Origin of the sequence: Marilutibacter aestuarii (genome assembly GCF_006546775.1) — a bacterium.
Taxonomy (GTDB): Bacteria; Pseudomonadota; Gammaproteobacteria; order Xanthomonadales; family Xanthomonadaceae; genus Marilutibacter; species Marilutibacter aestuarii.
This window is the reverse complement of sequence record NZ_VICE01000001.1, coordinates 19,305-40,935: the sequence shown is the minus strand read 5'-3', so window position 1 is coordinate 40,935 and position 21,631 is coordinate 19,305. Positions and strand designations below refer to the sequence as shown.

Here is a 21,631-nt window from a genome sequence, read left to right as displayed (position 1 = left end):
CATGGATGGCGACGTAGCCGTAGCCGGCCAGTACCCGCGCCCGTCCGAGGCAGCACCGGCGGCCGCGGTCGGCGTGGCCGACGTGCTGGCCGCGCAGGCGCGCCTGCGCCGCTACCTGCCGGCCACGCCGGTGCACCATGCCGAACGCTTCGGCTGCTGGCTCAAGCTCGAGAACCTGCAGCGCACCGGTTCCTACAAGGTCCGCGGCGCGCTCAACGCGCTGCTCGCCGCGCGCGAACGCGGCGATGCGCGCACGGTCATCGCCGCGTCGGCGGGCAACCACGCGCAGGGCCTGGCCTGGGCGGCCTATCGGCTGGGCATGCAGGCCATCACCGTGATGCCGCGTGGCGCGCCCGAGACCAAGGTCGCCGGCGTCGCCCACTGGGGCGCCACCGTACGCCTGCACGGCGACAGCTACGACGAGGCCAAGGCCTTCGCCATCGAACTGGCCGCGCAGAACGACTACCGCTTGCTGTCGGCCTTCGATGATCCCGACGTGATCGCCGGCCAGGGCACCGTCGGCCTGGAGCTCGCCGCGCTCGCGCCCGACGTGGTCCTGGTGCCCATCGGTGGCGGCGGGCTGGCGGCCGGCGTCGCGCTGGCGCTGAAGTCGCAGGGCGTGCGCATCGTCGGCGCCCAGGTCGAGGGCATCGATGCGATGGCGCGCGCCCTGAAGGGCGACACCCGCGAACTGGAGCCCGTCGCCAGCCTCGCCGACGGGGTCCGGGTGAAAGCACCCGGCCTGCTGACCCGGCGCCTGCTGGCCGAACTGCTCGACGACGTGGTCATCGTGCGCGAGGCCGAACTGCGCGAGACCCTGGTACGCCTGGCGTTGGAAGAACACGTGATCGCCGAGGGTGCTGGCGCCCTCGCCCTGGCCGCGGGCCGTCGCGTCGCCGGCAAGCGCAAGTGCGCCGTGGTCTCCGGCGGCAACCTCGATGCCGGCGTGCTCGCCACGCTGCTGTCGGAAGTGCGCCCGCGCGCACCGCGCAGACCGCGCCGCCGCACCCGCGAGCCGGTGCCGGCGCTCGCCAGCCAGGAGCCCGCCATTCCCACCCTCCCCACCCGGCCCCGACCGCCCATGGCCTCTCCGCCCCCGAACCGCGCACCGCGCGCACGACACCCTGACGAGGAAGTCTTCGCATGAACGACCCCGCCGCCCGAGTCCGCATCTTCGACACCAGCCTGCGCGATGGCGAGCAGTCGCCCGGCTGCAGCATGACCGCCGCGCAGAAGCTCCGCTTCGCCCATGCGCTCGCGGAGCTTGGCGTGGATGCGCTCGAGGCCGGCTTCCCCGCCAGTTCGGACGCCGACCGCGACGCCGTGCGCGCGATCGCCCGCGAAGTGCGCGGCAGCACCGTGGTGACGCTGGCGCGCTGCCACGAAGGCGACATCGATGCCTGCGCCTCGGCCCTGGAAGGCGCGGCGCACCCGCGCATCCACGTGTTCATCTCCACCAGTCCCCTGCATCGCGAGCACAAGCTCGGGCTCAGCCGCGAGCAGGTGCTCGAGCGCGCGATCATGGGCGTGACGCGCGCGCGCCGCCTGGTGGACGACGTGGAGTTCTCCGCCGAGGACGCATTGAGGACGGAGCCCGAGTTCCTCGCCGAGATCTGCAGCGCCGCCATCGCCGCCGGTGCGACCACGCTCAATATCCCCGATACCGTCGGCTACACCACGCCCAGCGAGATCCGTGCGCTGTTCGAGTACCTGCGCGCGCACGTGCGCGACGCGGAGAAGGCGGTGTTCAGCGCGCACTGCCACAACGACCTGGGCCTGGCGGTGGCGAACTCGCTGGCGGCGATCGAGGGTGGCGCGCGACAGGTGGAGTGCACGATCAACGGTATCGGCGAGCGCGCCGGCAACTGCGCGCTGGAGGAACTGGTGATGGCGCTGCGCGTGCGCAGCCACTATTACGGCGCGCACACCCGCATCGACAGCCGCCGCCTGGTGCCGACCTCCCGCCTGCTCTCGCGCATCACCGGCATGGCCGTCCAGCGCAACAAGGCCGTGGTCGGCCAGAACGCCTTTGCGCACGAGTCGGGCATCCACCAGCACGGCATGCTCAAGCACCGCGGCACCTACGAGATCATGCGGCCCGAGGACGTGGGCTGGTCGCAGTCGCAGATGGTCATGGGCCGGCACAGCGGCCGCGCTGCCCTCGCCGACCGCCTGCAGGCCCTGGGCTTCCAGTTGGAGGAGGCCTCGTTGAACCGCACCTTCGCCGCCTTCAAGGCCCTGGCCGAAAAGAAGCGCGAAGTGTTCGACGCGGACCTGGAGGCCCTGGTCCTGGGCAGCGACGCCGTGGCCCACCGCGGCTGGCGGCTGTCGCGCCTGCACGTGAGCACCGGCGCGGGCGATGGCGACACCCTGCCCACCGCCAGCGTGCAGTTGCTTGGCGCCGACGGCGCCACGGTCAGCGAGGCCGCGGTCGGCGACGGTCCGGTGCACGCGCTGTTCGCGGCCCTTGCGCGCGCGACCGGCATCGCGCTCGACGTGGACAGCTACCAGGTCTCCAGCGTCACCACCGGCGACGATGCCCAGGGCCAGGCCCAGGTCATCGCGCGCGTGGACGGCGTCGAGGTCACCGGCTCCGGGACCAGTACCGACATCCTGGAAGCCAGTGCGCACGCCTGGCTCGACATCGCCAACCGGCAGTCGCGCGCGCGCGCGCCGGCCGTCCGCAGGCAGGCCGCCATCGCCTGAGACTCCCCACTTTCCCTGATCCAGACCCCGGCGCGCCGCGCCGGGCGCCAGCCGCCGGACACCCGACATGACCGCACAAGTTCCCCGCACCCTGTTCGACAAACTCTGGGACGCGCACCTCGTCAGCCCCGAAACCGAGGCGGCGCCCGCCGTCCTCTACATCGACCTGCACCTGATCCACGAGGTGACCTCGCCGCAGGCCTTCTCCGAACTCGAGTCGCGCGCACTCTCGCCGCGCCGGCCCGACCTCACCAAGGGCACCATGGACCACTCCACGCCGACCCTGCCGGCCGGCGCCGACGGCACGCTCCCGTATGCCTCCGACCAGGCGCGCGCCCAGGTCGCGCGCCTGCGCGAGAACTGTGCGCGCCACGGCATCGAACTGTTCGACATGGACAGTCCCGCGCGCGGCATCGTCCATGTCATCGGTCCCGAACTGGGCCTGACCCGGCCCGGCATGACGATCGTGTGCGGCGACAGCCACACCGCCACCCATGGCGCCTTCGGCGCGCTCGCCTTCGGCATCGGCACCAGCGAGGTCGGGCACGTGCTGGCCACGCAATGCCTGCTGCAGCGCAAGCCGCGCACCCTGGCGATCAACGTCGAGGGCAGGCTTCGCCCCGGCGTCACCGCCAAGGACCTGATCCTGCACGTGATCGGCGTGATCGGCGTCAACGGCGGCACCGGCCACGTGATCGAGTACCGCGGCAGCACCATCCGCGCCCTGTCCATGGACGAGCGCATGACGGTCTGCAACATGTCCATCGAGGCCGGCGCCCGCGCCGGACTGGTCGCCCCCGACGAGACGACCTTCGACTACCTGCGCCACGCACCGCGCGCGCCACGCGGCACCGCTTTCGACGAGGCGGTCGCGGCCTGGCGCAGCCTGCGCAGCGACGAGGGCGCGCGCTTCGACCGCGAGGTGCACGTCGACGCCGCCGACATCCTGCCGACGATCACCTGGGGCACCCACCCCGGCCAGGTCGCAGCGGTCTCGGGCCGGCTGCCCGACACCCGCGCCAGCGACGACGCGAAGGCACGCGACTACATGGGCTGGGAGGCCGACGCCACGCTGGCCGGGCGAGCGGTCGACGTCGTCTTCATCGGCAGCTGCACCAATTCGCGCCTGTCGGACCTGCGCGAGGCGGCACGGGTGCTCGACGGTCGCCGGGTGCATCCGCGCGTGCGCATGCTCGTGGTGCCCGGCTCGGAACAGGTCAAGCGCGAAGCGGAGGCCGAGGGCATCGACGCCATCGTGCGCGCCGCCGGCGCGGAATGGCGCGAGCCGGGTTGCTCGATGTGCATCGCCATGAACGGCGACATCGTCGGCCCTGGCCAGCTCGCCGTGTCGACCAGCAACCGCAACTTCGAGGGCCGCCAGGGCAAGGGCGCGCGCACGGTGCTCGCCTCGCCGTTGACGGCGGCGGCCAGCGCGGTCGCGGGCGAGATCACCGACCCACGCGCCTTCCTGTCCCCGGCCATCGCGGCCGCCGCCGAACTGGAGACCGCATGATGCGCCCCTTCACCGAACTGCGCTCGCGCACCGTCGTGCTGCGCGAACGCAACATCGACACCGACCAGATCATCCCGGCGCGCTTCCTGACCACGACCGAGCGGCAGGGCCTGGGCCAGCACGCTTTCCAGGACTGGCGCCAGCGCGAGGACGGCTCGCCGGACCCGGACTTCCCCTTCAACCGCCCCGAGAATGCCGGTGCCTCGATCCTCGTGGCCGGACGCAACTTCGGCTGCGGCTCCTCGCGCGAGCATGCGCCCTGGGCGCTGGTCGACCTGGGCCTGCGCGCGGTGGTCAGCGCACAGATCGCCGACATCTTCCGCAGCAACGCGCTCAAGAACGGCCTGCTGCCGGTGGTCCTGGACGAAGCCGTGGTCGACGAACTGCTCGAGCACCCCGGGATCGAACTGCACATCGACGTGGCGCGCCGCCTCGTCACCCTGCCCGGCGGCAGCCAGGTCGAGTTCCCCCTGGACGCCTTCGCCCGCACCTGCCTGCTGGAAGGGGTCGACCAGCTCGGCTACCTGCTGCGCCAGGCGCCCGCCATCCAACGCTACGAGGCAATGCACCATGAGGGCCACGCCCATGCACGCTGACATCGTCGTCCTGCCCGGGGACGGCATCGGTCCCGAAGTCACCGCCGCCGCCGTGCAGGTCCTGCTCGCGGTCGCCAAGCGCTACGGCCATGCCTTCCATTTCAACGAACACCTGATCGGCGGTGCCGCGATCGACGCCACCGGCGAGGCCCTGCCCGCCGCCACGCTGGAGGCTGCGCGCCGCGCGGACGCGGTCCTGCTGGGCGCCGTCGGCGGGCCGAAGTGGTCCGACCCGCGCGCCAGCGTCCGGCCCGAACAGGGCCTGCTGGCGATCCGCGCCGCGCTGGGCCTGTTCGCCAACCTGCGACCGGTGGCGCCGCACCCCGCCGCGTTCGGCGCCTCGCCGATCAAGCCGCACCTGCTCAATGGCGTCGACCTGCTGGTGGTGCGCGAGCTGACCGGCGGCGTGTACTTCGGCCGCCGCGAGCGCAGCGACGATCGTGCCAGCGACCTGTGCGAGTACACCGTCGCCGAGATCGAGCGCGTCGTCCGCCGCGCCTGCGAGCTGGCCCGCGCACGCCGCGGCCGGCTGACCTCGGTGGACAAGGCCAACGTCCTGGAAACCTCTCGGCTGTGGCGCGAGGTCACCACGCGCGTGGTGCGCGAGGAATACCCCGACGTCGAGCTCGAGCACCAGCTGGTCGATTCGATGGCGATGCACCTGCTCGCCAAGCCCCGCGAGTACGACGTCATCGTCACCGAGAACATGTTCGGCGACATCCTCACCGACGAAGCCTCGATGCTCGCCGGCTCGCTCGGCCTGCTGCCCTCGGCCTCGCTGGGCGAGGGACGGGTGGGGCTGTACGAGCCGATCCACGGTTCGGCGCCCGACATTGCCGGCCGCGGCATCGCCAACCCCTATGCGGCGATCCTGAGCGCGGCCCTGCTGCTGCGCCACTCGCTGGGCCTGGACGCCGAGGCCGCCTGCGTGGAGGACGCCGTCGCCGGGGTGCTGGAGGCCGGCGTGTTCACCGCCGACCTCGCGGCGGAGGGCCGGGCGGTCTCCACGCGCGAAGCCACCATCGCGGTGATCGACCGCCTGCAGCACGACTGCGTGGCCGTCGAGCTGCGCGACTGAGTTCCATGGTGCCGCGGTCGCCATGGATGGTAGGGTCACGGACGACCCACCGCGGACACCGCCATGCCCAGTGCACACACGACCCTTCCCCGCCTCGGCGGCGGCCTGCTCGCCCTGTGCCTCGCGGCCTGCCAGGCACCGGCCGGATCGCCGCCGGCTGCGGTACGGGATGGAGATGCAGCGCGCGACGCCGCGGGTGGATCGCCGCCGGCCGACGCGTTCTTCGCGCGCGTGTCGGCCCTCTGCGGACAGGCCTTCGCCGGGCGCGTCGTCGTGGACGTGCCCACGCCCGCGGGCGACGACCCTTTCGCCGGCAAGCCCCTGGTGATGCACGTGCGCGACTGCAGCGCGGACGAGCTGCGCATTCCCTTCCACGTCGGCGCGGACCGTTCGCGCACCTGGGTCCTCGGCCGCACCGCGACGGGCCTGCGCCTGCACCATGACCACCGCCACGAGGACGGCAGCGAGGACGTGCTGACGATGTACGGCGGCCACACCCTCGAGCCCGGGACACCCGGGCGGCAGGTCTTCCCGGCCGACACGGGCTCGAAGGCACTGTTCACCCGCGAGGGACGCGCGGTCTCCAACGCGAACGCCTGGGCGATGGAGATCGAACCGGGGACGATGTTCGCCTATGCGCTGACCCGCCCGGGCCGGGAATTCCGCGTCGAGTTCGACCTCGGCACGCCGGTCGACGTCCCTCCTCCCGCCTGGGGCCACGACGCCACGCGCTGAACCGGTCCCGCTGCCAGGCGACGGGACCGGTGCGCGTGCCCGTCAGGCGTCGGCGGGCACCTTGACCCGGAACCAGGCGGCGTAGAGCGCCGGCAGGAAGAACAGGGTCAGGACCGTCGCGACCAGCAGGCCCCCCATGATCGCGACCGCCATCGGTCCGAAGAACACGCTGCGCGACAGCGGGATCATCGCCAGGATCGCCGCCAGCGCGGTCAGCACGATGGGCCGGAAGCGACGCACGGTGGCCTCGACGATGGCGCGCCAGGTCTCGTGGCCCTCAGCGCGGTCCTGCTCGATCTGGTCGACCAGGATCACCGAGTTGCGCATGATCATGCCGGCCAGGGCGATCGTGCCCAGCATCGCGACGAAGCCGAAGGGCACGCGGAACACCAGCAGGAACAGGGTCACGCCGATCAGGCCGAGCGGCGCGGTCAGCAGCACCATCACGCTGCGCGAGAAGCTGCGCAGCTGCAGCATCAACAGGGTGAACACCACGAACAGGAACAGCGGCACCCCAGCGATGATCGAGTTCTGGCCGCGCGCCGAGTCCTCGACGCTGCCGCCGATGTCGATCGAGTAGCCGTACGGCAGCGCCTCGCGCAGGCCATCGAGCGTGGGCGAGATCTGCGCCATCACCGTCGCCGGCTGGGTGCCGTCGTAGATGTCGGCGCGCACGGTCATCGTCGGACGGCGGTCGCGGTGCCAGATGATCCCGTCCTCGAAGCCGTATTCCAGGGTCGCGACCTGGCGGATGGGCACGTTGCCGCCGCCCGGCAACGGGATGGCCAGGCTGCCGAGCCCCTCCAGGTCGAGCCGATCGGCGTCGGTGCCGCGCAGGCGCATCTCGATCAGTTCGTTGCCTTCGCGGTAGGTGCTCACGTACATGCCCGACAATGCGCTGCCCAGGAACTGCGCGATCTGCGCCGAGCTCAGTCCGATCGCTCGGGCGCGCTCCTGGTCGATGCGCAGGTTGACCACCTTGCCCGGCTCGTCCCAGTCCAGGTTGACGTTGGTGACGTGCGGGTTGGCCGCGATCCTCGCGCGGACGTCGCCGGCGATGCGACGCACCTCGTCGATGTGTTCGCCCGACACGCGGAACTGCACCGGATAGCCCACCGGCGGCCCGTTCTCCAGACGCGTGATGCGCAACTGCAGTTCGGGGAACAGGGGCACCACGTCGGCTATGAACCACTCGCGCACCGCCTCGCGGGCCTCGTTGTCCTTCGGCAGCAGCACGAACTGGGCGAAGTTCGCCGCCGGCAGCTGCTGGTCCAGCGGCAGGTAGAAGCGCGGGGAACCGGTGCCCACATAGGCCACGTAATTGTCCAGGTCCTCGCGCTCGGCGAGGATGGCCTCGAGCTTGCGCGCCTGCGCTTCGGTGGCCTTCAGCGAGCTGCCCTCGGCGAGCTCCATGTCGACCATCAGTTCGGGACGCACGGAGTCCGGGAAGAACTGCTGCGGCACGAAGCGGAACATCAGGACGGACGCGACGAACGCCGCGACGGTGATCAGGATGACGGTCTTGCGGCGGCGCACGCACCAGCCCAGCAGGTGGCGGAAGCGGGCGTAGAAGCGCGTGTCGTAGGGATCGTGGTCGCGGCCGTCGTGCGGCGCGGGCGCAATGTAGTCGGCCAGCGCGGGATGGCGGTCGGCCCAGCGTTGCCGGCGGGCGTGCCAGCGCGCGGCCAGCGAGCCGGGCTTCGGCGCGGCGCCATGCCCGTGGTCGGGCAGCAGCTTGTCGCCCAGGTAGGGAATGAACATCACCGCCGCGATCCAGGACACCACCAGGGCGATGGTCACGACCTGGAACAGGGAGCGCGTGTACTCGCCGGTGCTCGAGGCCGCCGTCGCGATCGGCAGGAAGCCGGCGGCGGTGATCAGGGTACCGGTCAGCATCGGGAACGCGGTGCTCTCCCACGCGAAGGCCGCGGCCTTCAGGCGGCTCAGCCCCTGCTCCATCTTGATGGCCATCATCTCCACGGCGATGATCGCGTCGTCGACCAGCAGGCCCAGCGCCAGCACCAGCGCGCCCAGCGAGATCTTGTGCAGGCCCACGCCGAAGAACGCCATCGCCGCGAAGGTCATCGCCAGCACCAGCGGGATCGACAGGGCCACCACTAGGCCGGTGCGAAGGCCGAGCGACAGGAAGCTCACCAGCAGCACGATCACCACCGCCTCGGCCAGGACCTTCACGAACTCGCCCACCGAGGCATCGACCGCGGCGGGCTGGTCGGCGACGCGGTGCAGTTCCATGCCGGTCGGCAGCGTGTCCTGCAGGCGCGCGAACTCCTCGTCGAGGGTCTTGCCCAGATCGAGGATGTTGCCGCCGTCGCGCATCGCCACGCCCAGGCCGATCGCGTCCTGGCCCTTGTACCGCATCCGCGGCGCCGCGGGATCGGCGAAGCCGCGCTCGACCCGGGCGAGGTCGCCCAGGCGGAAGGTGCGGTCGCCGACGCGGATCGGGAAGGCGCGGATCTCGTCGACGGATTCGAACTTGCCGTCCACGCGCAGCGGCACGCGGCTGCTGTCGGTCTCGAAGAAGCCCGCCGGCACCATCGCGTTCTGCTGTTCAAGCGCCTGCTGCACCGAAGCGGCCGGCACGCCGAGCGTGGCCAGCTTGTCGTTGGACAGCTCGATCCAGACCTTTTCGTCCTGCACGCCGAACAGTTCGATCTTGCCGACGTCGTCCAGTTCCTGCAGCGCGAGCTGGATGCGCTCGGCATAGTCCTTCAGCACCGCGTAGTCGAAGCCTTCGCCCGTCAGCGCGTAGATGTTGCCGTAGGTGTCGCCGAATTCATCGTTGAAGAAGGGCCCGACCACTTCGGCCGGGAGGGTGGCGCGGATGTCGCCCACCTTCTTGCGCACCTGGTACCACAACGGTTCGATTTCCTTCGAACGCATGGAGTCCCGGGCCATGAAGATGATCTGCGACTCGCCGGCGCGCGAGTACGAGCGGATGAACTCGTACTCGCCGGTTTCCATCAGCTTCTTCTCGATCCGCTCGGTGACCTGGGTCGAGACTTCCTCGGCGGTGGCGCCCGGCCACATCGTCCTGATCACCATCGCCTTGAAGGTGAACTCGGGGTCTTCGCTGCGCCCCAGGTTGAGGTACGAGAAGGTGCCGGCGACCGCGACCACCAGCATCATGTAGACGACAAGGCTGCGATGGCGCAGCGCCCATTCGGATAGATTGAAGCCCATGGCCGGTCACCGGTCCCCGGCGGGGACGTCGCTGGACGGCGGGCCATCCTTGCCCCCCGCGCCCAGGCGTACCGGCCGGTTGTCGCGATCCACGGGCGACACCGCCTGCCCGTCCTGCAGCAGGTGGCCGCCCGCCGCGACGACCCAGTCCCCGGGCGCCAGGCCCGAGGTGACCGCAACCCGGCTGGCGCCGTATCGACCCACCTGCACGGCCCGTTGCTCCAGCGTCGAGTCCGACGGGTCGACGACGAATACCGAGGTGGCGCCATCGACCTCGAGCACGGCCGCGAGGGGCACGGCCAGGGCGTCGCCCGTGTGGCGATCCATGTGCACGCGCGCGCTCTGTCCCAGCTCGAGCGCGCCAGGGGGTGCATCGACGGCGACACGCGCCGCATACGTGCGCGACGCCGGGTCGGCGGCCGGCGAGACTTCGCGGATGGTGCCCGGCCAGCGCTTGCCGGGCGCCGACCACAGGCTGACCTCGACGGCCATGCCCGGCTCGACCTGTTCGATCGCGCCTTCCGGGATCGCGAACGCGACCTCGCGCGGGCCGTCCGCCGCCAGGGTGAAGATGGCCTGGCCCGCCGCGACGACCTGCCCGGCCTCGGCCTGGCGCGCCGCGATCACGCCGTCGGCCGGCGCCTCAAGGCGGGTGTAGGCGGCCTGGTTGTTGGCGACGTCCAGCTCGGCCCGGGCCGCGGTGACCTGCCCTTGCGCGGCGGTCGCGGCGGCGTTCTGCGCATCGATCGCCGAACGGCTCACCAGGCGGTCCTCGCCCAGCTTGGCCACGCGCGACTGGTCGGCGCGCGCGCGCGACAGTTCGGCCTCTGCGGCGGCAAGCTGCGCGCGCGCGGCACGGGCACGGGCCGCGTAGTCGTCGCCGTCCAGGATCGCCAGGACCTGGCCCCGCTCCACGCGATCGCCGACATCGACCCGGCGCTCGACCAGGTTGCCGCCGACCCGGAACGCCAGCGGGCTTTCCTCGCGGGCGCGGACATCGCCCGCGAAGGCGTCGTCGCCTGCGCCCTGGGCGCTGGGCTGGACCACCAGCACCGGTCGGGCGACCGCGGCGTCGGGCGAACGGTCGCCGCACGCGGCGACCGCGATCATGAGGGAGGCCAGCGCCGCGGCCCGCAGGGCCGGGCCGGGCCGGAACGCGTCCGGTGAAGGCAGCTGAGACATGGATCGTCCTTGGGGGAGGATTAATAAACTGACCGGTACTGTATAAATATAAAACCCAATAGTCTAGTATTGTGTGATGAGCCGTTCCGACGCATCCCCCACCAAGCCCGCCGGCCCCGGTCGCCCGAAGGACCCGGCCAAGCGCGCCGCGATCCTGGAGGCCGCCAAGCGCATGTTCACCCAGCACGGGTTCGACGGCGCCAGCATGGACCAGATCGCCACCGAAGCCGGGGTCTCCAAGCTGACGGTGTACAGCCACTTCGGCGACAAGGAAGGCCTGTTCGGCGCGGCGGTGAAGTCGCACTGCGAACAGAGCCTGCCCACGACCCTGTTCCATGCCCGCCCCGACATGCCCCTGCGCGAGCGCCTGCTGGAAATCGCCGAGGCTTTCTACGCGATGATCTCCAGTCCGGAAGCGGTCGCCGGGCACCGGATGCTGTGCTCGCCGCAGTTGGCCGAGTCGCCCTTGCCGCGACTGTTCTGGGAAGCCGGGCCGATGCGGGTCCAGCGCGATTTCGCCGGACTCCTGCAGCGCCGCATCGAGGCGGGTGAACTGGTCGTCCCCGACGTGCCGCGCGCGGCGGCCCAGTTCTTCACCCTGCTCAAGGGCGAACCGCATGCGCAGCTGGTGTTCGGCTGCTGCCGGCCCGGCACGGACGACGTGCATGTCCACCTGGCGGCCTCGGTGGACATGTTCCTCAGCGCCTACGCCGCGCGGCGGGTCCCCCGCGCGCCCTGAACCGGCCATGTGTAGTGGTGACTTATGGCACTAAATCACCTACCGCGTTGCCGCCATCCTGACCACTCGCGGGCCCCTCGCCGCCGCTTGCCGGCCGGTCGATTAGAATGATGGGCTGACCGCGTGATACGAGAACGACATGACGACGATGGACTACGCCAAGGCACGTGAACTGATGGTCGAACAGCAGGTTCGGCCCTGGGACGTGCTCGACCCGCGCATTCTGGACGTGCTGTCCACGCTGCCGCGCGAGGCATTCGTGGCCGAGGCGCACCGCAAGCTGGCGTACTCGGACGTCCCGCTGCCGCTGGCCCACGGCGAATTCATGATGAAGCCCGTGCTCGAGGGGCGCAGCCTGCAGTCGCTCGACGTGCAGGTGGGCGAGAGCGTGCTCGAGATCGGCACCGGCAGCGGCTTCCTGACCGCCTGCCTGGGCCGCCTGGCCCGCGAGGTCGTCAGCATCGAGCGTCATGCCGACCTGGCCGACGCCGCGCGCGCGCGGCTGGTCGAACAGGGCGTCAACAATGCCAGCGTGGTCCACGCCGATGCGTTCACCTGGGACAACAGCCGTCGCTTCGACGCCATCTGCGTGACCGGCGCGGTCGACCGCATCCCCGCCCGCTTCATGGAATGGCTCGCGCCCGGCGGCCGCATGTTCGTCATCCGCGGCCGCTCCCCGGCGATGGAAGCCGTCCGCCTGACCTCGGCGCGGGGCGATGCCTGCAACGACGTCAACGCCGCGCGCATCGAATCGTTGTTCGAGATCGACCTCCCCTACCTCGCGGGCGCTGCGCCCGTGCCGACTTTCGAGTTCTAAAGGAAAAAAGGAACCCGCATGATCCGCCGCCCCCTCGTTCTCGCCCTCGCCTTCGTGCTGGCCCCCTCGCTGGCATCGGCCGAAGACCTGATGCAGACCTACGAGCTGGCACGTGCCGGCGATCCGCAGTTCTCCGCCGCCGAGGCCAACCGGCTGGCCGTGCGCGAGGGCGCCGTGCAGGCACGTGCGCAGATGCTGCCCCAGCTGGGCGGCTCGGCCTCGCTTACGCGCAACAGGAGCGACAACGACGGCACCCAGGTGATCGGTGGCACGCCGATCCCCGGCGGCGCCAGCGACTCGAGCAGCGAATCGACCACCCGCCAGTACGGGCTGCGCCTGGACCAGATGATCTTCGATCGCGCCCGCTTCACCACGCTCAAGAGCCAGAAGGCGCTGAGCGAGGCCAGTGACTACCAGTTGGAGTCTGCCGGCGACAACCTGATCACGCGGACGTCGGCTGCCTACTTCACGGTGCTGGTGCAGCTGGAGACCCTCGCGGCCGCCCAGGCCGCCGAGGACGCCGCCAAGAAGCAGTTCGACTACGCCGACAAGCGCCTGGAGGTCGGACTGGCGCCGATCACCGACGTCTACGAAGCCCGTGCGCAGTACGAGAGTGCCCGCGCCATCACCATCCTCAGCCGTAACACGCTCGAGGACGCCTACCAGGCGCTGGCCGAGATCACCGGTCAACCGGTACGCAACCTCAAGGGCCTGCCGATGGACTTCCAGCCCGAACTGCCCAATGCCCTGGGCGCCGACGACTGGGTGCAGACCGCCATCGACAACAACCCGGCGCTGCAGGCCAAGGAGTACCAGCTCGCCTCGGCCGAGGCCGACGTCAGCACGGCCCGCGCCGGGCACTGGCCGACCCTGTACCTGGGCGGCAACTATGGCGACACCAACAACGACGGCAGCTCGACGAACAACATCACGCAGGCGACCTCCGACTACGAGAACAATGCCCGGTCGCGCAGCATCGGGGTCACCCTGAGCGTGCCGATCTACTCCGGCGGCGGCGTGCAGTCCGGCGTCCGCCAGGCCCTGGCCCGCCGGGACATCGTCCAGGACGAACTGGTGCAGCAGCGCCGCGCGCTCGAGCGCAACGCACGCAACGCCTACCAGACCGTGGTCGCCGGCATCAGCGAGGTCGAGGCGCGCCGCCTCGCCCTGGTCTCCGCGCAGAGCGCCTACGACGCCTCCAACGTCGGTCTGGAAGTGGGTACCCGCACCGTGCTCGACGTCCTGCAGAACCAGCGCACCCTGTTCGAGGCGCAGCGCGCGTATGCCGAGGCGCGCTACAACTACCTGCAAAGCCGCCTCCTGCTCGAGCAGGCCGCGGGCACCCTCGATGCCGAGGACGTGATGGACGTCAACCGCCTGTTGACCGCCAACGCCGAAGCCGACGTGAAGCTGTAAGCCGACGCGCGCCGGGCCCACGCCCGCGCACGCCATGGAAGCAAAGGCCGGCGAAAGCCGGCCTTTTTCTTGGTTGTTCTCCCGCTGAGGGGAGGATGGCGCATCGCCGGCAACGGTAGCCTGCAAAGACGTCATCCCAGCGAACGCTGGGATCCAGCCGTGACTCTGCCGGGCCCCCGGGTGCGCTTCGCTTGCCCGGGCTACGCGGCTGGCGATCGGGCGTTCGCAGCTTCGTAGGATGGGTAGCGCGAAGCAAAACCCATCATGCGCGGTAGCCGGTAGCCATGGTGGGTATCGCCTTCGGCTCGACCCACCCTACGGTCCTGCAGTTGCATTTGCAGTTGACCTTGACCTTCGCGACTTTGAGGCCGCCGAGCACCGCAGAGCGTGGCGGCCGAAGAGGCGCCCTTGTCTGAGCGCAGCGAGTTTGGGCGCCGTGCCGCCAGCGCCGAGGCGCACAGGGAACCGGTACGGCGAAGCCGAACCGGCGGCCGATGGAGCCGGCGGTTTTGGTTCCTTTTGACAAGACAAAAGGGACTCGCACGCGCAGCGGGCGAAAGCCTTTGACTTTGCCCTCATGCCGGGCGCCCGAGTGCGCTTCACTTCTCCGGGCTACGCGGCCGGCGATCAGGCATTCGCAGCTTCGTAGGATGGGTAGCGCGAAGCAAAACCCATCGCGCGTCGTGCGTGCAGCTTCGCGACGGTGGGTTTCGCCTTCGGCTCTACCCACCCTACGCCGACGCAGCAGCCAAACCCCGTCCGGCAGCCCCTACAAGCCGTCATCCCAGCGAACGCTGGGGTGAGGCGGACCGCTTGCGCGGCACTGCCGCGCGGTCTGGCCGAACGCCCAGCGCCCTGCGCTGGGCCGGGGAGAACTCCCGAGGCTTGCCAAAGTCTGGATTCCAGCGTTCGCTGTGATGAGGAAAGGTGATGGACGAGCATCGCAGGATGCGTAGCGCGAAGCAAAACCCATCGCGCGTCGTGCGTGCAGCTTCGCGACGGTGGGTTTCGCCTTCGGCTCTACCCACCCTACGGCCACGCAGCAGCCTCACCCCGTCCGGCAGCCCCGCAGCCGCGCTCAGCCCAGGGGCTGGCTGCGCGGCGTGCCGTCGACAGCGGGCACCGGCGGTAGCGCCGGCTGGATCAGGGCCAGCGTGGTGGCGAGCGCGCCGCGTCCGGACTCGATGAGCGCATGGCCGGCCTCGACCATGCGCTCGCACTCCGCGGGCGAGTCCAGTAGCGCGAGCAGTTCCCGCCCGACCGCGTCGGCGTCCTCGCCGATTCGGATCGCGCCGGCCCGGACGAACAGGCGCGAGATCTCGGCGAAGTTGTGCAGGTGCGGCCCGGTCACGATCGCGGTACCCGCCGCCGCGGGCTCGAGCAGGTTGTGGCCGCCAACCGCTTGCAGGCTCCCGCCCACGAAGGCGACGTCGGCCGCGGCATAGAAGTTCATGAGCTCGCCCAGGGTGTCGACCACGAAGACGTCGTCGCCGGCCTGCGGCCAGCGCGCGCGCGAGCGCGTGGACACCGTCATGCCCGACATCCGCGCCAGTTCGGCCACCACGCGGAAGCGCTCGGGATGGCGGGGCGCCCAGAGCAGAAGGAGGTCGGGATGCCGCTCGCGCAGGCGACGATGGATCGCCATGACTGCCGCTTCCTCGTCCTCGTGGGTACTGGCGGCGATCCACGCCGGCGCGCCCCCCCGGTACTGCCGGCATTCGGCGGCGAAGGCATCCAGGCCCTCGGGCACGGGCACGTCGAACTTCAGGTTGCCCGACTCCACGACCTGTTCGCTGCGCGCGCCCAGTCGCACGAAGCGCATGGCATCGGCCACCGACTGCGCGGCGACGGTATGCACGGTCCGCAACGCGCGTCCCACCAGTGGCGCCAGCACGCGGTAACCGCGCAGTGAGCGCTCCGAAAGCCGCGCATTGAGGATGTACACCGGCACGCCGCGGTCGCGGCAGCCGAACAGCAAGTTCGGCCATAGCTCGGTTTCCATGATCAGCGCGACGCTCGGCCGGTAGTGGTCGAGGAAACGGCCGACCGCGCCGGGCAGGTCGTAGGGCAGGTAGACATGGTCGATCGCGCCGCCCCACAGCGCGTTGACGCGCTCGGACCCGGTCGGGGTGATGCTGGTGACCAGCAGCCGCAGGTCCGGACGGGCGCGCCTGAGCGCATTGACCAGCGGCGCGGCGGCATTGACCTCGCCGACGGACACCGCGTGCAGCCAGATCGTGCGCGCGCCCTGCGCCTGGCTGGCCGGGGCGTCGTGGTAGGCCGCATAGCGCTCGGGCCAGCGCAGGAAGTAGGCCTGCTGGCGGAAGCCACGCCAGATGAGGTGGTACAGGGTGATCGGCACCAACAGGTAGAGGACGGCCGAATACAGGCCGCGCAATAGGCGCTCGATGGAATCACTCCGCATGGCGCAAGGATAACGAAGCCGCGCCCGCCTGCGGGCGGCGCCGTGCGACCGCGGCCGGTAGAATCGCCGGATGCGCGACGACACCCCGCTGCCATTTCCTCCGATGGGCCCGCGCCACTGGCCGGCCTGGATCGGCGTCGGCCTGATGGCGGCGGCCGGTCGCCTGCCGTGGCCGCTCCAGCGCGGCCTGGGTCGCGCGCTGGGCGCGCTCGCCTTTGCCCTGGCCGGGAGTCGCCGGCGGGCGGCGGCGACCAACGTGGCACTGTGTTTCCCGGAACTGGACGAGGCCGGGCGACGGCGACTGGTGCGCGAGAGCTTCCGCGACCTCGGGATCGGCTTCCTGGAGTTCGCGCGCGCGTGGTGGGGCACGATCGAACCGATGCGCCGTCGCGTGCGGATCGAGGGCGTGGAGCAGGTCGAGGCCTTGCGTGCCGGGGGGCGCGGCGTGCTGCTGGTGTCCGGCCATTTCATGACCCTGGAGATCTGCGGCCGGCTGATGTGCGACCGCCTCCCACTGGCCGGCATGTACCGCCGCTACCGCAGCCCGGTGATGGAATGGGCGGTGAGGCGCGGACGCCAGCGCTATGCGGTGGCGATGTTCGCCAACGAGGAAGTGCGGCCGGCGATCAAGCACCTCAAGCAGGGCGGGATCCTGTGGTATGCGCCGGACCAGGACATGCGCGGCAAGGACACCGTCTTCGTGCCGTTCTTCGGCGTCCCGGCGGCGACGATCACCGCGACCCACCAGTTCGCGCGCCTGGGCAACTGCGTGGTGGTGCCGTTCTTCCACCGGCGCGACGGCGCGGACTACGTGCTCCGCCTGGGGGCGCCGCTTGACGGCGTACCCTCGAAAGATCCCGTCGCCGACACCGCCAAGGTCAACGTGGCGATCGAGGACATGGTGCGCGAAGCACCCAGCCAGTACCTGTGGATCCATCGTCGGTTCAAGCGCCGGCCGGAAGGCGAGGCGCCGCCCTACTAGGAGCCCGCGACGGGCCGCGGCACGCGGTGCTCACGCCGCCGCGCGCGGCGGCTCCCCGTCCCGCGCGAGCAGGCTGCCTGCATACAGCGCCGCCAGCAGCAGGGTGAAGCCGCCCCAGAACGTCGAGTAGAAGGCCAGGTGGGTGTTGAACGGGAACACCGTCACCGCCAGCGCGAGCATCGCCGGTCGCGCGCGGCGTCGCGAGTCTTCATCGGCGAAACGCCAGGCACGCCAGGCCAGCGCCGCGCCCGCCAACCAGAGCAGCAGCCCGAAGCCGCCGGTTTCGCTGAGCACTTCCAGCACGATCTGGTGGGCATGGAAGGCCGGTCCCTCACCCCAGGCCGCGACCTCGCCGGGGCTGGGATCGCAGGGCGGGAAGGCCTCCCGGAAACCCCGCGCGCCCACGCCGTTGAATGGATGCGTGCGTGCCATGCAGGTGGCAGCGCCCCAGATCCGGGCACGCCCCGACAGGGCCGTGTCGACGCCGGCCTCGTCCCCGGTCAGGGCCTGCGCGGTGCGTTGCACGCGCTCCGCCACCTGCGGCGAGGTCACGCTCAGCAGCAGGAGCAGCACGCCGCCGAACGCGAAGACGCCCAGCAGCTTCTTCCAGCCCAGCAGGCGCCAGCCCGACAACAGGAGCACGAGGCCATATGTCAGCCACGAGGCACGCGAGCCTGCCAGCACGATGACGACGCCGATCGCGGCGGACGCGATGAGCCAGCCCACGGTCCCGAAGCGCCGGCCCGCCGCGTAAAGCGCGAACGGCGACAGACTGGCAAGCACCAGTCCCAGCTTGAGGTTGCACGGCCCCAGGACGCCGCTGAGGCGGTCGACGCCCGCGACTTCGTCCGCGCTGCACATGCCGCGTCCACTGATCGCATGCTTGACCGCGTCGATCCCGGCGAACAGCGGACTGGTACCCAGGGCCGCCTGTGCGAGGGCATCGGCCGTCCATGTGAACACGATCACCGCCAGGCCGCCGAAGGTGATGCGGCGCCCTCGCGCATCTGCCACCGCGGAGGCCGCCAGCCACAGGAACGGCAGGTAGCGCAGGTCGGCGGCAGCCTCCTTCAGCGCACGCGGCACGTCGACCGCGTCGAACGACGACACGAGCTCGGGCAACCAGTACGCGAAGAAGAGCACGCTGGTGAGCGCCCAGGCCTGGCCGCTGAGCAACTGCGTGCCTCCGCGGAAGCGCGAGGCGACCAGCTTGGCCAGCGCCGCCACCGCACCCAGTACCAGGACCGCCTCGGCGTAGCCGGGCGCCGGCCACAGCAGGACGTAGGCGAGGATCCAGACCGGTGCCCAGCGCCAGCCAGCCCTGGGCGGGACCTTCTCGGCGGCGGTCGTGGCGGTCGCGTCAGTCGATGAGTTCGTCATAGACGGCAAGCGTGGCGTCCTGCATGGCGCGCAAGGTGTGGGCGGACATCGTAACGGTTGCGGTGCCGGGCCGGGTCAACAGGCGCCGCGCGGTCGCGTGCAAGGCACCGGTGTCGAAAGGCGCGACCGCGCCCTCGGGCTGCAGTTCCCGCAGCAACTCGCCGACGCCGCCGTGGGCCCAGCCAACCACCGGCCGGCCGCAGGACAGCGCCTCGATGACGGTGCGCCCGAAGGCCTCGGGCTTGCGCGAGACCTGCAGCACCAGGTCGCTGGCGGCATAGGCGCGGGCGACCGCGTCGGTGGGCGGCGTGATCGCAAGGGCGTCGCCCACGCCCAGGCCCGACGCGTTCGCCTCGAGTTCGGCGAGATAGGCTTCGCGGCCGGCCTCGCGGGCACCGGGCAACCACAGGCGCGCATCCAGGTCCTCCCCGCGCAAAGCGGCCAGCAGCTCGATCGCATCGGCATGACCCTTCAGGCGCGTGCCGCGGCCCGGCAGCAGCAGCAGCGGCCCCTCGCCGGCGAGCGCAGGATGAAGGCCTGCCGCCCACGCCCGCGCCGCCGGGTCCGGCCGCGGCGCGGTCGGGAAGTCGGCCGGGTCGATCCCGCGCGGCACCACGCGCAGGCGGGTCGGATCGGTATCGGGATAGTGGTGCATGACATAGTCGCGGACGGTGCCCGACACGCAGATCACGCGTTCGCCGCGGGTCATGACCGCGCTGTAGCGCGACGGCGAGTTCAGCCCATGGACCGTGGTGACGAAACGCGGTCGTTGCGCGACATCGATGCCGCGCAGCGCGCGCCACGCGACCCACGCCGGGAGCCGCGAGCGCGCATGGACGATGTCGGCACCCTCGGCGACCAGCAGGCGCCGGAGCGCGCCGGCCCTGAGCAGGGTGAGCGGCGACTTGCGGCCGATGTCCATGCGGACGTGCACCGCGCCCAGTTCTTCCAGGCGCGGGACCAGGCGCCCGCCGGCGGAGACCACCAGCGCTCGATGGCCCGCGCGCACGAGCGCCTGGGCGATCTCCAGCGTCGAGCGCTCGACGCCACCCGATTCGAGCGCCGGCAACACCTGGACCACCGTCAACCGGCGCATGCCTGCCTCGAGGATGCGGCGGCGAGGGAGAGGACCCGGCTCGGTCCCGGATGGCGAGGCAACCGCCAACGGTCGACGCCGCGCGCTGGCCGCGTGTTGGCGGTAGGTCCCGGCCGCGGCGCAGGCAAGCCGGCGGTCGCTCAGTCCTGCAGGACGAAGTGCGCGCCGCAGTACGGGCACTGCACCTCGCCTTCGGCTTCGATCGGCAGGTAGACCCGCGGGTGCGAATTCCACAAGGCCATGGTGGGCGTCGGGCAGCTCAGCGGCAGGTCCGCGCGGGTCACGCTGTAACGCTGCTCGGCGTTGGCCTGGGTTGTGTGGGTGCTGGGGGCGGCGGTCATGTCGGCGTGCGCTGGCGGGTATCGCGGGAGGGCGCCAGTCTAGCAGTCCGGGCGCGCGGGGGCACCGCGCGCCCGGGCGTTCAGGCCGGCAGGTCGAACAGCAGCGCGGTGGCGTCGCCGTCCGCCGACAGGTCCAGGCGCGTGGACTCGCCCGCGACGCCGAGCGCGTCGCCGGCGGACAGCGCATGGCCGGCGTCGCCGATGCTGGCGCTGGCCTGGCCACGGGCCAGGTGCAGCCAGTAGCGCCGACCCGGCTGGAACGGGTACTGGATCGCATCGCCCGCCACAAGGCGGGCCTCCATCAGGCGCGCGTCCTGGCGGATGGCGATGCTGCCGTCGGCGCCATCGGGCGAGGCCAGCAGGTTCCAGCGTCCGCTGGCGCCCGCAGCGACGTCGCGCTGCGCATAGGCCGGCGGTGCGTTGACGCGGTCGGGCTGCAGCCAGATCTGCAGGAAGTGCACCGGCTCGCTGTCGGAGGCGTTGAATTCGCTGTGCTCGACGCCGTGGCCGGCCCCCATCCACTGCAGCTCCCCCGGACGGATGACCCCGCCGCCGCCGCTGCTGTCCTTGTGCGCCAAGGCCCCCTCGAGCACGTAGCTGAGGATCTCCATGTTGGCGTGGCCGTGGGTGGGGAAGCCCGCGCCGGGCGCGACGCGGTCCTCGTTGATCACCCGCAACGCCCCGAACCCCATCCAGGCCGGATCGTAGTAATGGCCGAACGAGAAGGTGTGGCGGCTGTCCAGCCAGCCGGCCTGCACGCGGCCCCGGTCGCCGGATCGACGTTCGATGATCATGGTCGGCGTTCCCGGAGCCTTACTTGGTCGCGCCGGCGTCGGGCTTGGGCACCATTGCCTCGACGGTGATGCGGATCTGCACCTGGTCGCTGACGTTGGGTGCGTACTTGTCGATGCCGAAATCGCTGCGCTTGATCACCGCGGTGGCGTCGAAACCGGCGGCCTCGCGCTTGCCCAGCGGGTGCACGCCCAGCTTGTTGATCGTGGTGTCGAGCAGCACTTCGCGGGTGACGCCGTGCAGGCTCAGGTCACCCCAGATGCGCAGCTTGCTGTCGCCAGCGGCTTCGACGCGGGTGCTCTTGAAGGTGATCTCGGGGTAGGTCGCCGCATCGAAGAAGTCGGCGCTGCGCAGGTGGTCGTTGAAGTCCGGCACGTGCGATTCCAGGCCGCTCAACGGAATGGTGACCGAGACCGAGGACTGGCCGACGTTGTCGGCGTCGTAGGTGATCGTGCCGTCCACGTCGCCGAAGTGGGCGATCGGGTTGGAGAAGCCGAAATGGCTCCAGGACGCGATCACGTCGGTGTGGTTGGGGTCGATGTCGTAGCTCACCGGCGCGGCGAAGGCGGCGGCGCTGGCGACGGAGAGGGCGGTGCCCAGCAGGATTCGCTTCAGCATGGTCTTGGCTCCAG

At 71.0% G+C, this 21,631-nt stretch carries 18 protein-coding genes; 10 read left to right on the top strand and 8 right to left on the bottom strand.

What is annotated here, in order from left to right:
• Position 1 precedes the first annotated feature (1 nt).
• The 6 genes from FKV25_RS00170 to FKV25_RS00145 all read left to right on the top strand — a co-directional run bounded on the left by FKV25_RS00170 (position 2) and on the right by FKV25_RS00145 (position 6,628).
• Positions 2-1,147, top strand: a complete 1,146-nt coding sequence (locus FKV25_RS00170; protein ID WP_141516767.1) for a threonine dehydratase — start codon at positions 2-4, stop codon at positions 1,145-1,147.
• Positions 1,144-2,706: a 2-isopropylmalate synthase gene (locus FKV25_RS00165; protein ID WP_141516766.1), complete on the top strand. Its 1,563-nt coding sequence runs from the start codon at positions 1,144-1,146 to the stop codon at positions 2,704-2,706. The genes FKV25_RS00170 and FKV25_RS00165 overlap by 4 nt, the downstream gene beginning before the upstream one ends.
• A gap of 67 nt (positions 2,707-2,773) precedes the next feature.
• Entirely contained in the window at positions 2,774-4,219 is a 1,446-nt protein-coding gene (leuC, locus tag FKV25_RS00160) for a 3-isopropylmalate dehydratase large subunit (protein WP_141516765.1), read from the top strand.
• Positions 4,219-4,815 carry a 3-isopropylmalate dehydratase small subunit gene (gene leuD / locus FKV25_RS00155; protein ID WP_141516806.1) on the top strand — a complete coding sequence of 199 codons (597 nt, stop codon included), beginning with the start codon at positions 4,219-4,221 and terminating at the stop codon, positions 4,813-4,815. The genes leuC and leuD overlap by 1 nt, the downstream gene beginning before the upstream one ends.
• Entirely contained in the window at positions 4,805-5,893 is a 1,089-nt protein-coding gene (leuB, locus tag FKV25_RS00150; RefSeq protein WP_141516764.1) for a 3-isopropylmalate dehydrogenase, read from the top strand. The genes leuD and leuB overlap by 11 nt, the downstream gene beginning before the upstream one ends.
• Positions 5,894-5,956: 63 nt before the next feature.
• Complete coding sequence (locus tag FKV25_RS00145; RefSeq protein ID WP_141516763.1) at positions 5,957-6,628, top strand: hypothetical protein; 672 nt, start codon at positions 5,957-5,959, stop codon at positions 6,626-6,628.
• A gap of 42 nt (positions 6,629-6,670) precedes the next feature.
• On the opposite strand, the gene FKV25_RS00140 is transcribed toward FKV25_RS00145, so the two are convergent.
• Both FKV25_RS00140 and FKV25_RS00135 read right to left on the bottom strand, forming a co-directional pair.
• Positions 6,671-9,829 (bottom strand): efflux RND transporter permease subunit, encoded by a 3,159-nt coding sequence (locus FKV25_RS00140; protein ID WP_141516762.1) that lies wholly within the window; start codon positions 9,827-9,829, stop codon positions 6,671-6,673.
• A 6-nt stretch (positions 9,830-9,835) separates the two neighbouring features.
• Positions 9,836-10,939: an efflux RND transporter periplasmic adaptor subunit gene (locus FKV25_RS00135; protein ID WP_141516805.1), complete on the bottom strand. Its 1,104-nt coding sequence runs from the start codon at positions 10,937-10,939 to the stop codon at positions 9,836-9,838.
• Between the two features lie 148 nt (positions 10,940-11,087).
• On the opposite strand from FKV25_RS00135, the gene FKV25_RS00130 reads away from it, so the two are divergent.
• The 3 genes from FKV25_RS00130 (at position 11,088) to FKV25_RS00120 (ending at position 13,983) form a co-directional block, all read left to right on the top strand.
• Positions 11,088-11,750, top strand: coding sequence for a TetR/AcrR family transcriptional regulator (locus FKV25_RS00130; RefSeq protein WP_141516761.1), 663 nt, complete (start codon positions 11,088-11,090; stop codon positions 11,748-11,750).
• 139 nt (positions 11,751-11,889) lie between these two features.
• Positions 11,890-12,567: a protein-L-isoaspartate O-methyltransferase family protein gene (locus tag FKV25_RS00125; RefSeq protein ID WP_141516760.1), complete on the top strand. Its 678-nt coding sequence runs from the start codon at positions 11,890-11,892 to the stop codon at positions 12,565-12,567.
• A gap of 18 nt (positions 12,568-12,585) precedes the next feature.
• Entirely contained in the window at positions 12,586-13,983 is a 1,398-nt protein-coding gene (locus tag FKV25_RS00120; RefSeq protein WP_141516759.1) for a TolC family outer membrane protein, read from the top strand.
• A 1,078-nt stretch (positions 13,984-15,061) separates the two neighbouring features.
• On the opposite strand, the gene waaA is transcribed toward FKV25_RS00120, so the two are convergent.
• Positions 15,062-16,408 (bottom strand): lipid IV(A) 3-deoxy-D-manno-octulosonic acid transferase, encoded by a 1,347-nt coding sequence (waaA, locus tag FKV25_RS00115; protein ID WP_141516758.1) that lies wholly within the window; start codon positions 16,406-16,408, stop codon positions 15,062-15,064.
• Between the two features lie 70 nt (positions 16,409-16,478).
• Here waaA and lpxL point away from each other — a divergent pair, with 70 nt between their 5' ends.
• Entirely contained in the window at positions 16,479-17,390 is a 912-nt protein-coding gene (gene lpxL, locus FKV25_RS00110) for an LpxL/LpxP family Kdo(2)-lipid IV(A) lauroyl/palmitoleoyl acyltransferase (protein ID WP_141516757.1), read from the top strand.
• A gap of 30 nt (positions 17,391-17,420) precedes the next feature.
• On the opposite strand, the gene FKV25_RS00105 is transcribed toward lpxL, so the two are convergent.
• From FKV25_RS00105 to FKV25_RS00085, 5 genes are all read right to left on the bottom strand, one after another.
• Positions 17,421-18,770 (bottom strand): O-antigen ligase family protein, encoded by a 1,350-nt coding sequence (locus FKV25_RS00105; RefSeq protein WP_141516756.1) that lies wholly within the window; start codon positions 18,768-18,770, stop codon positions 17,421-17,423.
• Entirely contained in the window at positions 18,751-19,866 is a 1,116-nt protein-coding gene (locus FKV25_RS00100; protein WP_141516755.1) for a glycosyltransferase, read from the bottom strand. The genes FKV25_RS00105 and FKV25_RS00100 overlap by 20 nt, the downstream gene beginning before the upstream one ends.
• Before the next feature lie 140 nt (positions 19,867-20,006).
• On the bottom strand, positions 20,007-20,207 hold the full coding sequence (locus FKV25_RS00095) for a zinc-finger domain-containing protein (RefSeq protein ID WP_141516754.1): 201 nt from the start codon (positions 20,205-20,207) through the stop codon (positions 20,007-20,009).
• 80 nt (positions 20,208-20,287) lie between these two features.
• Complete coding sequence (locus tag FKV25_RS00090; protein ID WP_141516753.1) at positions 20,288-21,001, bottom strand: pirin family protein; 714 nt, start codon at positions 20,999-21,001, stop codon at positions 20,288-20,290.
• A gap of 19 nt (positions 21,002-21,020) precedes the next feature.
• The gene (locus FKV25_RS00085) at positions 21,021-21,617 is read right to left on the bottom strand and encodes a YceI family protein (RefSeq protein ID WP_141516752.1); all 597 of its coding nucleotides are present in this window, start codon (positions 21,615-21,617) and stop codon (positions 21,021-21,023) included.
• Positions 21,618-21,631: the final 14 nt, after the last annotated feature.

Excerpts from the sequence above, each read along its gene's own strand:
- FKV25_RS00105 (WP_141516756.1), bottom strand. The coding sequence starts at position 18,770 with ATGACGAACTCATCGACTGACGCGACCGCCACGACCGCCGCCGAGAAG.
- waaA (WP_141516758.1), bottom strand. The coding sequence starts at position 16,408 with ATGCGGAGTGATTCCATCGAGCGCCTATTGCGCGGCCTGTATTCGGCC.
- FKV25_RS00100 (WP_141516755.1), bottom strand. The coding sequence starts at position 19,866 with ATGCGCCGGTTGACGGTGGTCCAGGTGTTGCCGGCGCTCGAATCGGGT.
- FKV25_RS00085 (WP_141516752.1), bottom strand. The coding sequence starts at position 21,617 with ATGCTGAAGCGAATCCTGCTGGGCACCGCCCTCTCCGTCGCCAGCGCC.
- FKV25_RS00140 (WP_141516762.1), bottom strand. The coding sequence starts at position 9,829 with ATGGGCTTCAATCTATCCGAATGGGCGCTGCGCCATCGCAGCCTTGTC.
- FKV25_RS00165 (WP_141516766.1), top strand. The coding sequence starts at position 1,144 with ATGAACGACCCCGCCGCCCGAGTCCGCATCTTCGACACCAGCCTGCGC.
- FKV25_RS00090 (WP_141516753.1), bottom strand. The coding sequence starts at position 21,001 with ATGATCATCGAACGTCGATCCGGCGACCGGGGCCGCGTGCAGGCCGGC.
- leuD (WP_141516806.1), top strand. The coding sequence starts at position 4,219 with ATGCGCCCCTTCACCGAACTGCGCTCGCGCACCGTCGTGCTGCGCGAA.
- FKV25_RS00120 (WP_141516759.1), top strand. The coding sequence starts at position 12,586 with ATGATCCGCCGCCCCCTCGTTCTCGCCCTCGCCTTCGTGCTGGCCCCC.
- FKV25_RS00145 (WP_141516763.1), top strand. The coding sequence starts at position 5,957 with ATGCCCAGTGCACACACGACCCTTCCCCGCCTCGGCGGCGGCCTGCTC.
- leuC (WP_141516765.1), top strand. The coding sequence starts at position 2,774 with ATGACCGCACAAGTTCCCCGCACCCTGTTCGACAAACTCTGGGACGCG.
- leuB (WP_141516764.1), top strand. The coding sequence starts at position 4,805 with ATGCACGCTGACATCGTCGTCCTGCCCGGGGACGGCATCGGTCCCGAA.
- FKV25_RS00135 (WP_141516805.1), bottom strand. The coding sequence starts at position 10,939 with ATGATCGCGGTCGCCGCGTGCGGCGACCGTTCGCCCGACGCCGCGGTC.
- FKV25_RS00170 (WP_141516767.1), top strand. The coding sequence starts at position 2 with ATGGATGGCGACGTAGCCGTAGCCGGCCAGTACCCGCGCCCGTCCGAG.
- FKV25_RS00125 (WP_141516760.1), top strand. The coding sequence starts at position 11,890 with ATGACGACGATGGACTACGCCAAGGCACGTGAACTGATGGTCGAACAG.
- lpxL (WP_141516757.1), top strand. The coding sequence starts at position 16,479 with ATGCGCGACGACACCCCGCTGCCATTTCCTCCGATGGGCCCGCGCCAC.
- FKV25_RS00095 (WP_141516754.1), bottom strand. The coding sequence starts at position 20,207 with ATGACCGCCGCCCCCAGCACCCACACAACCCAGGCCAACGCCGAGCAG.
- FKV25_RS00130 (WP_141516761.1), top strand. The coding sequence starts at position 11,088 with ATGAGCCGTTCCGACGCATCCCCCACCAAGCCCGCCGGCCCCGGTCGC.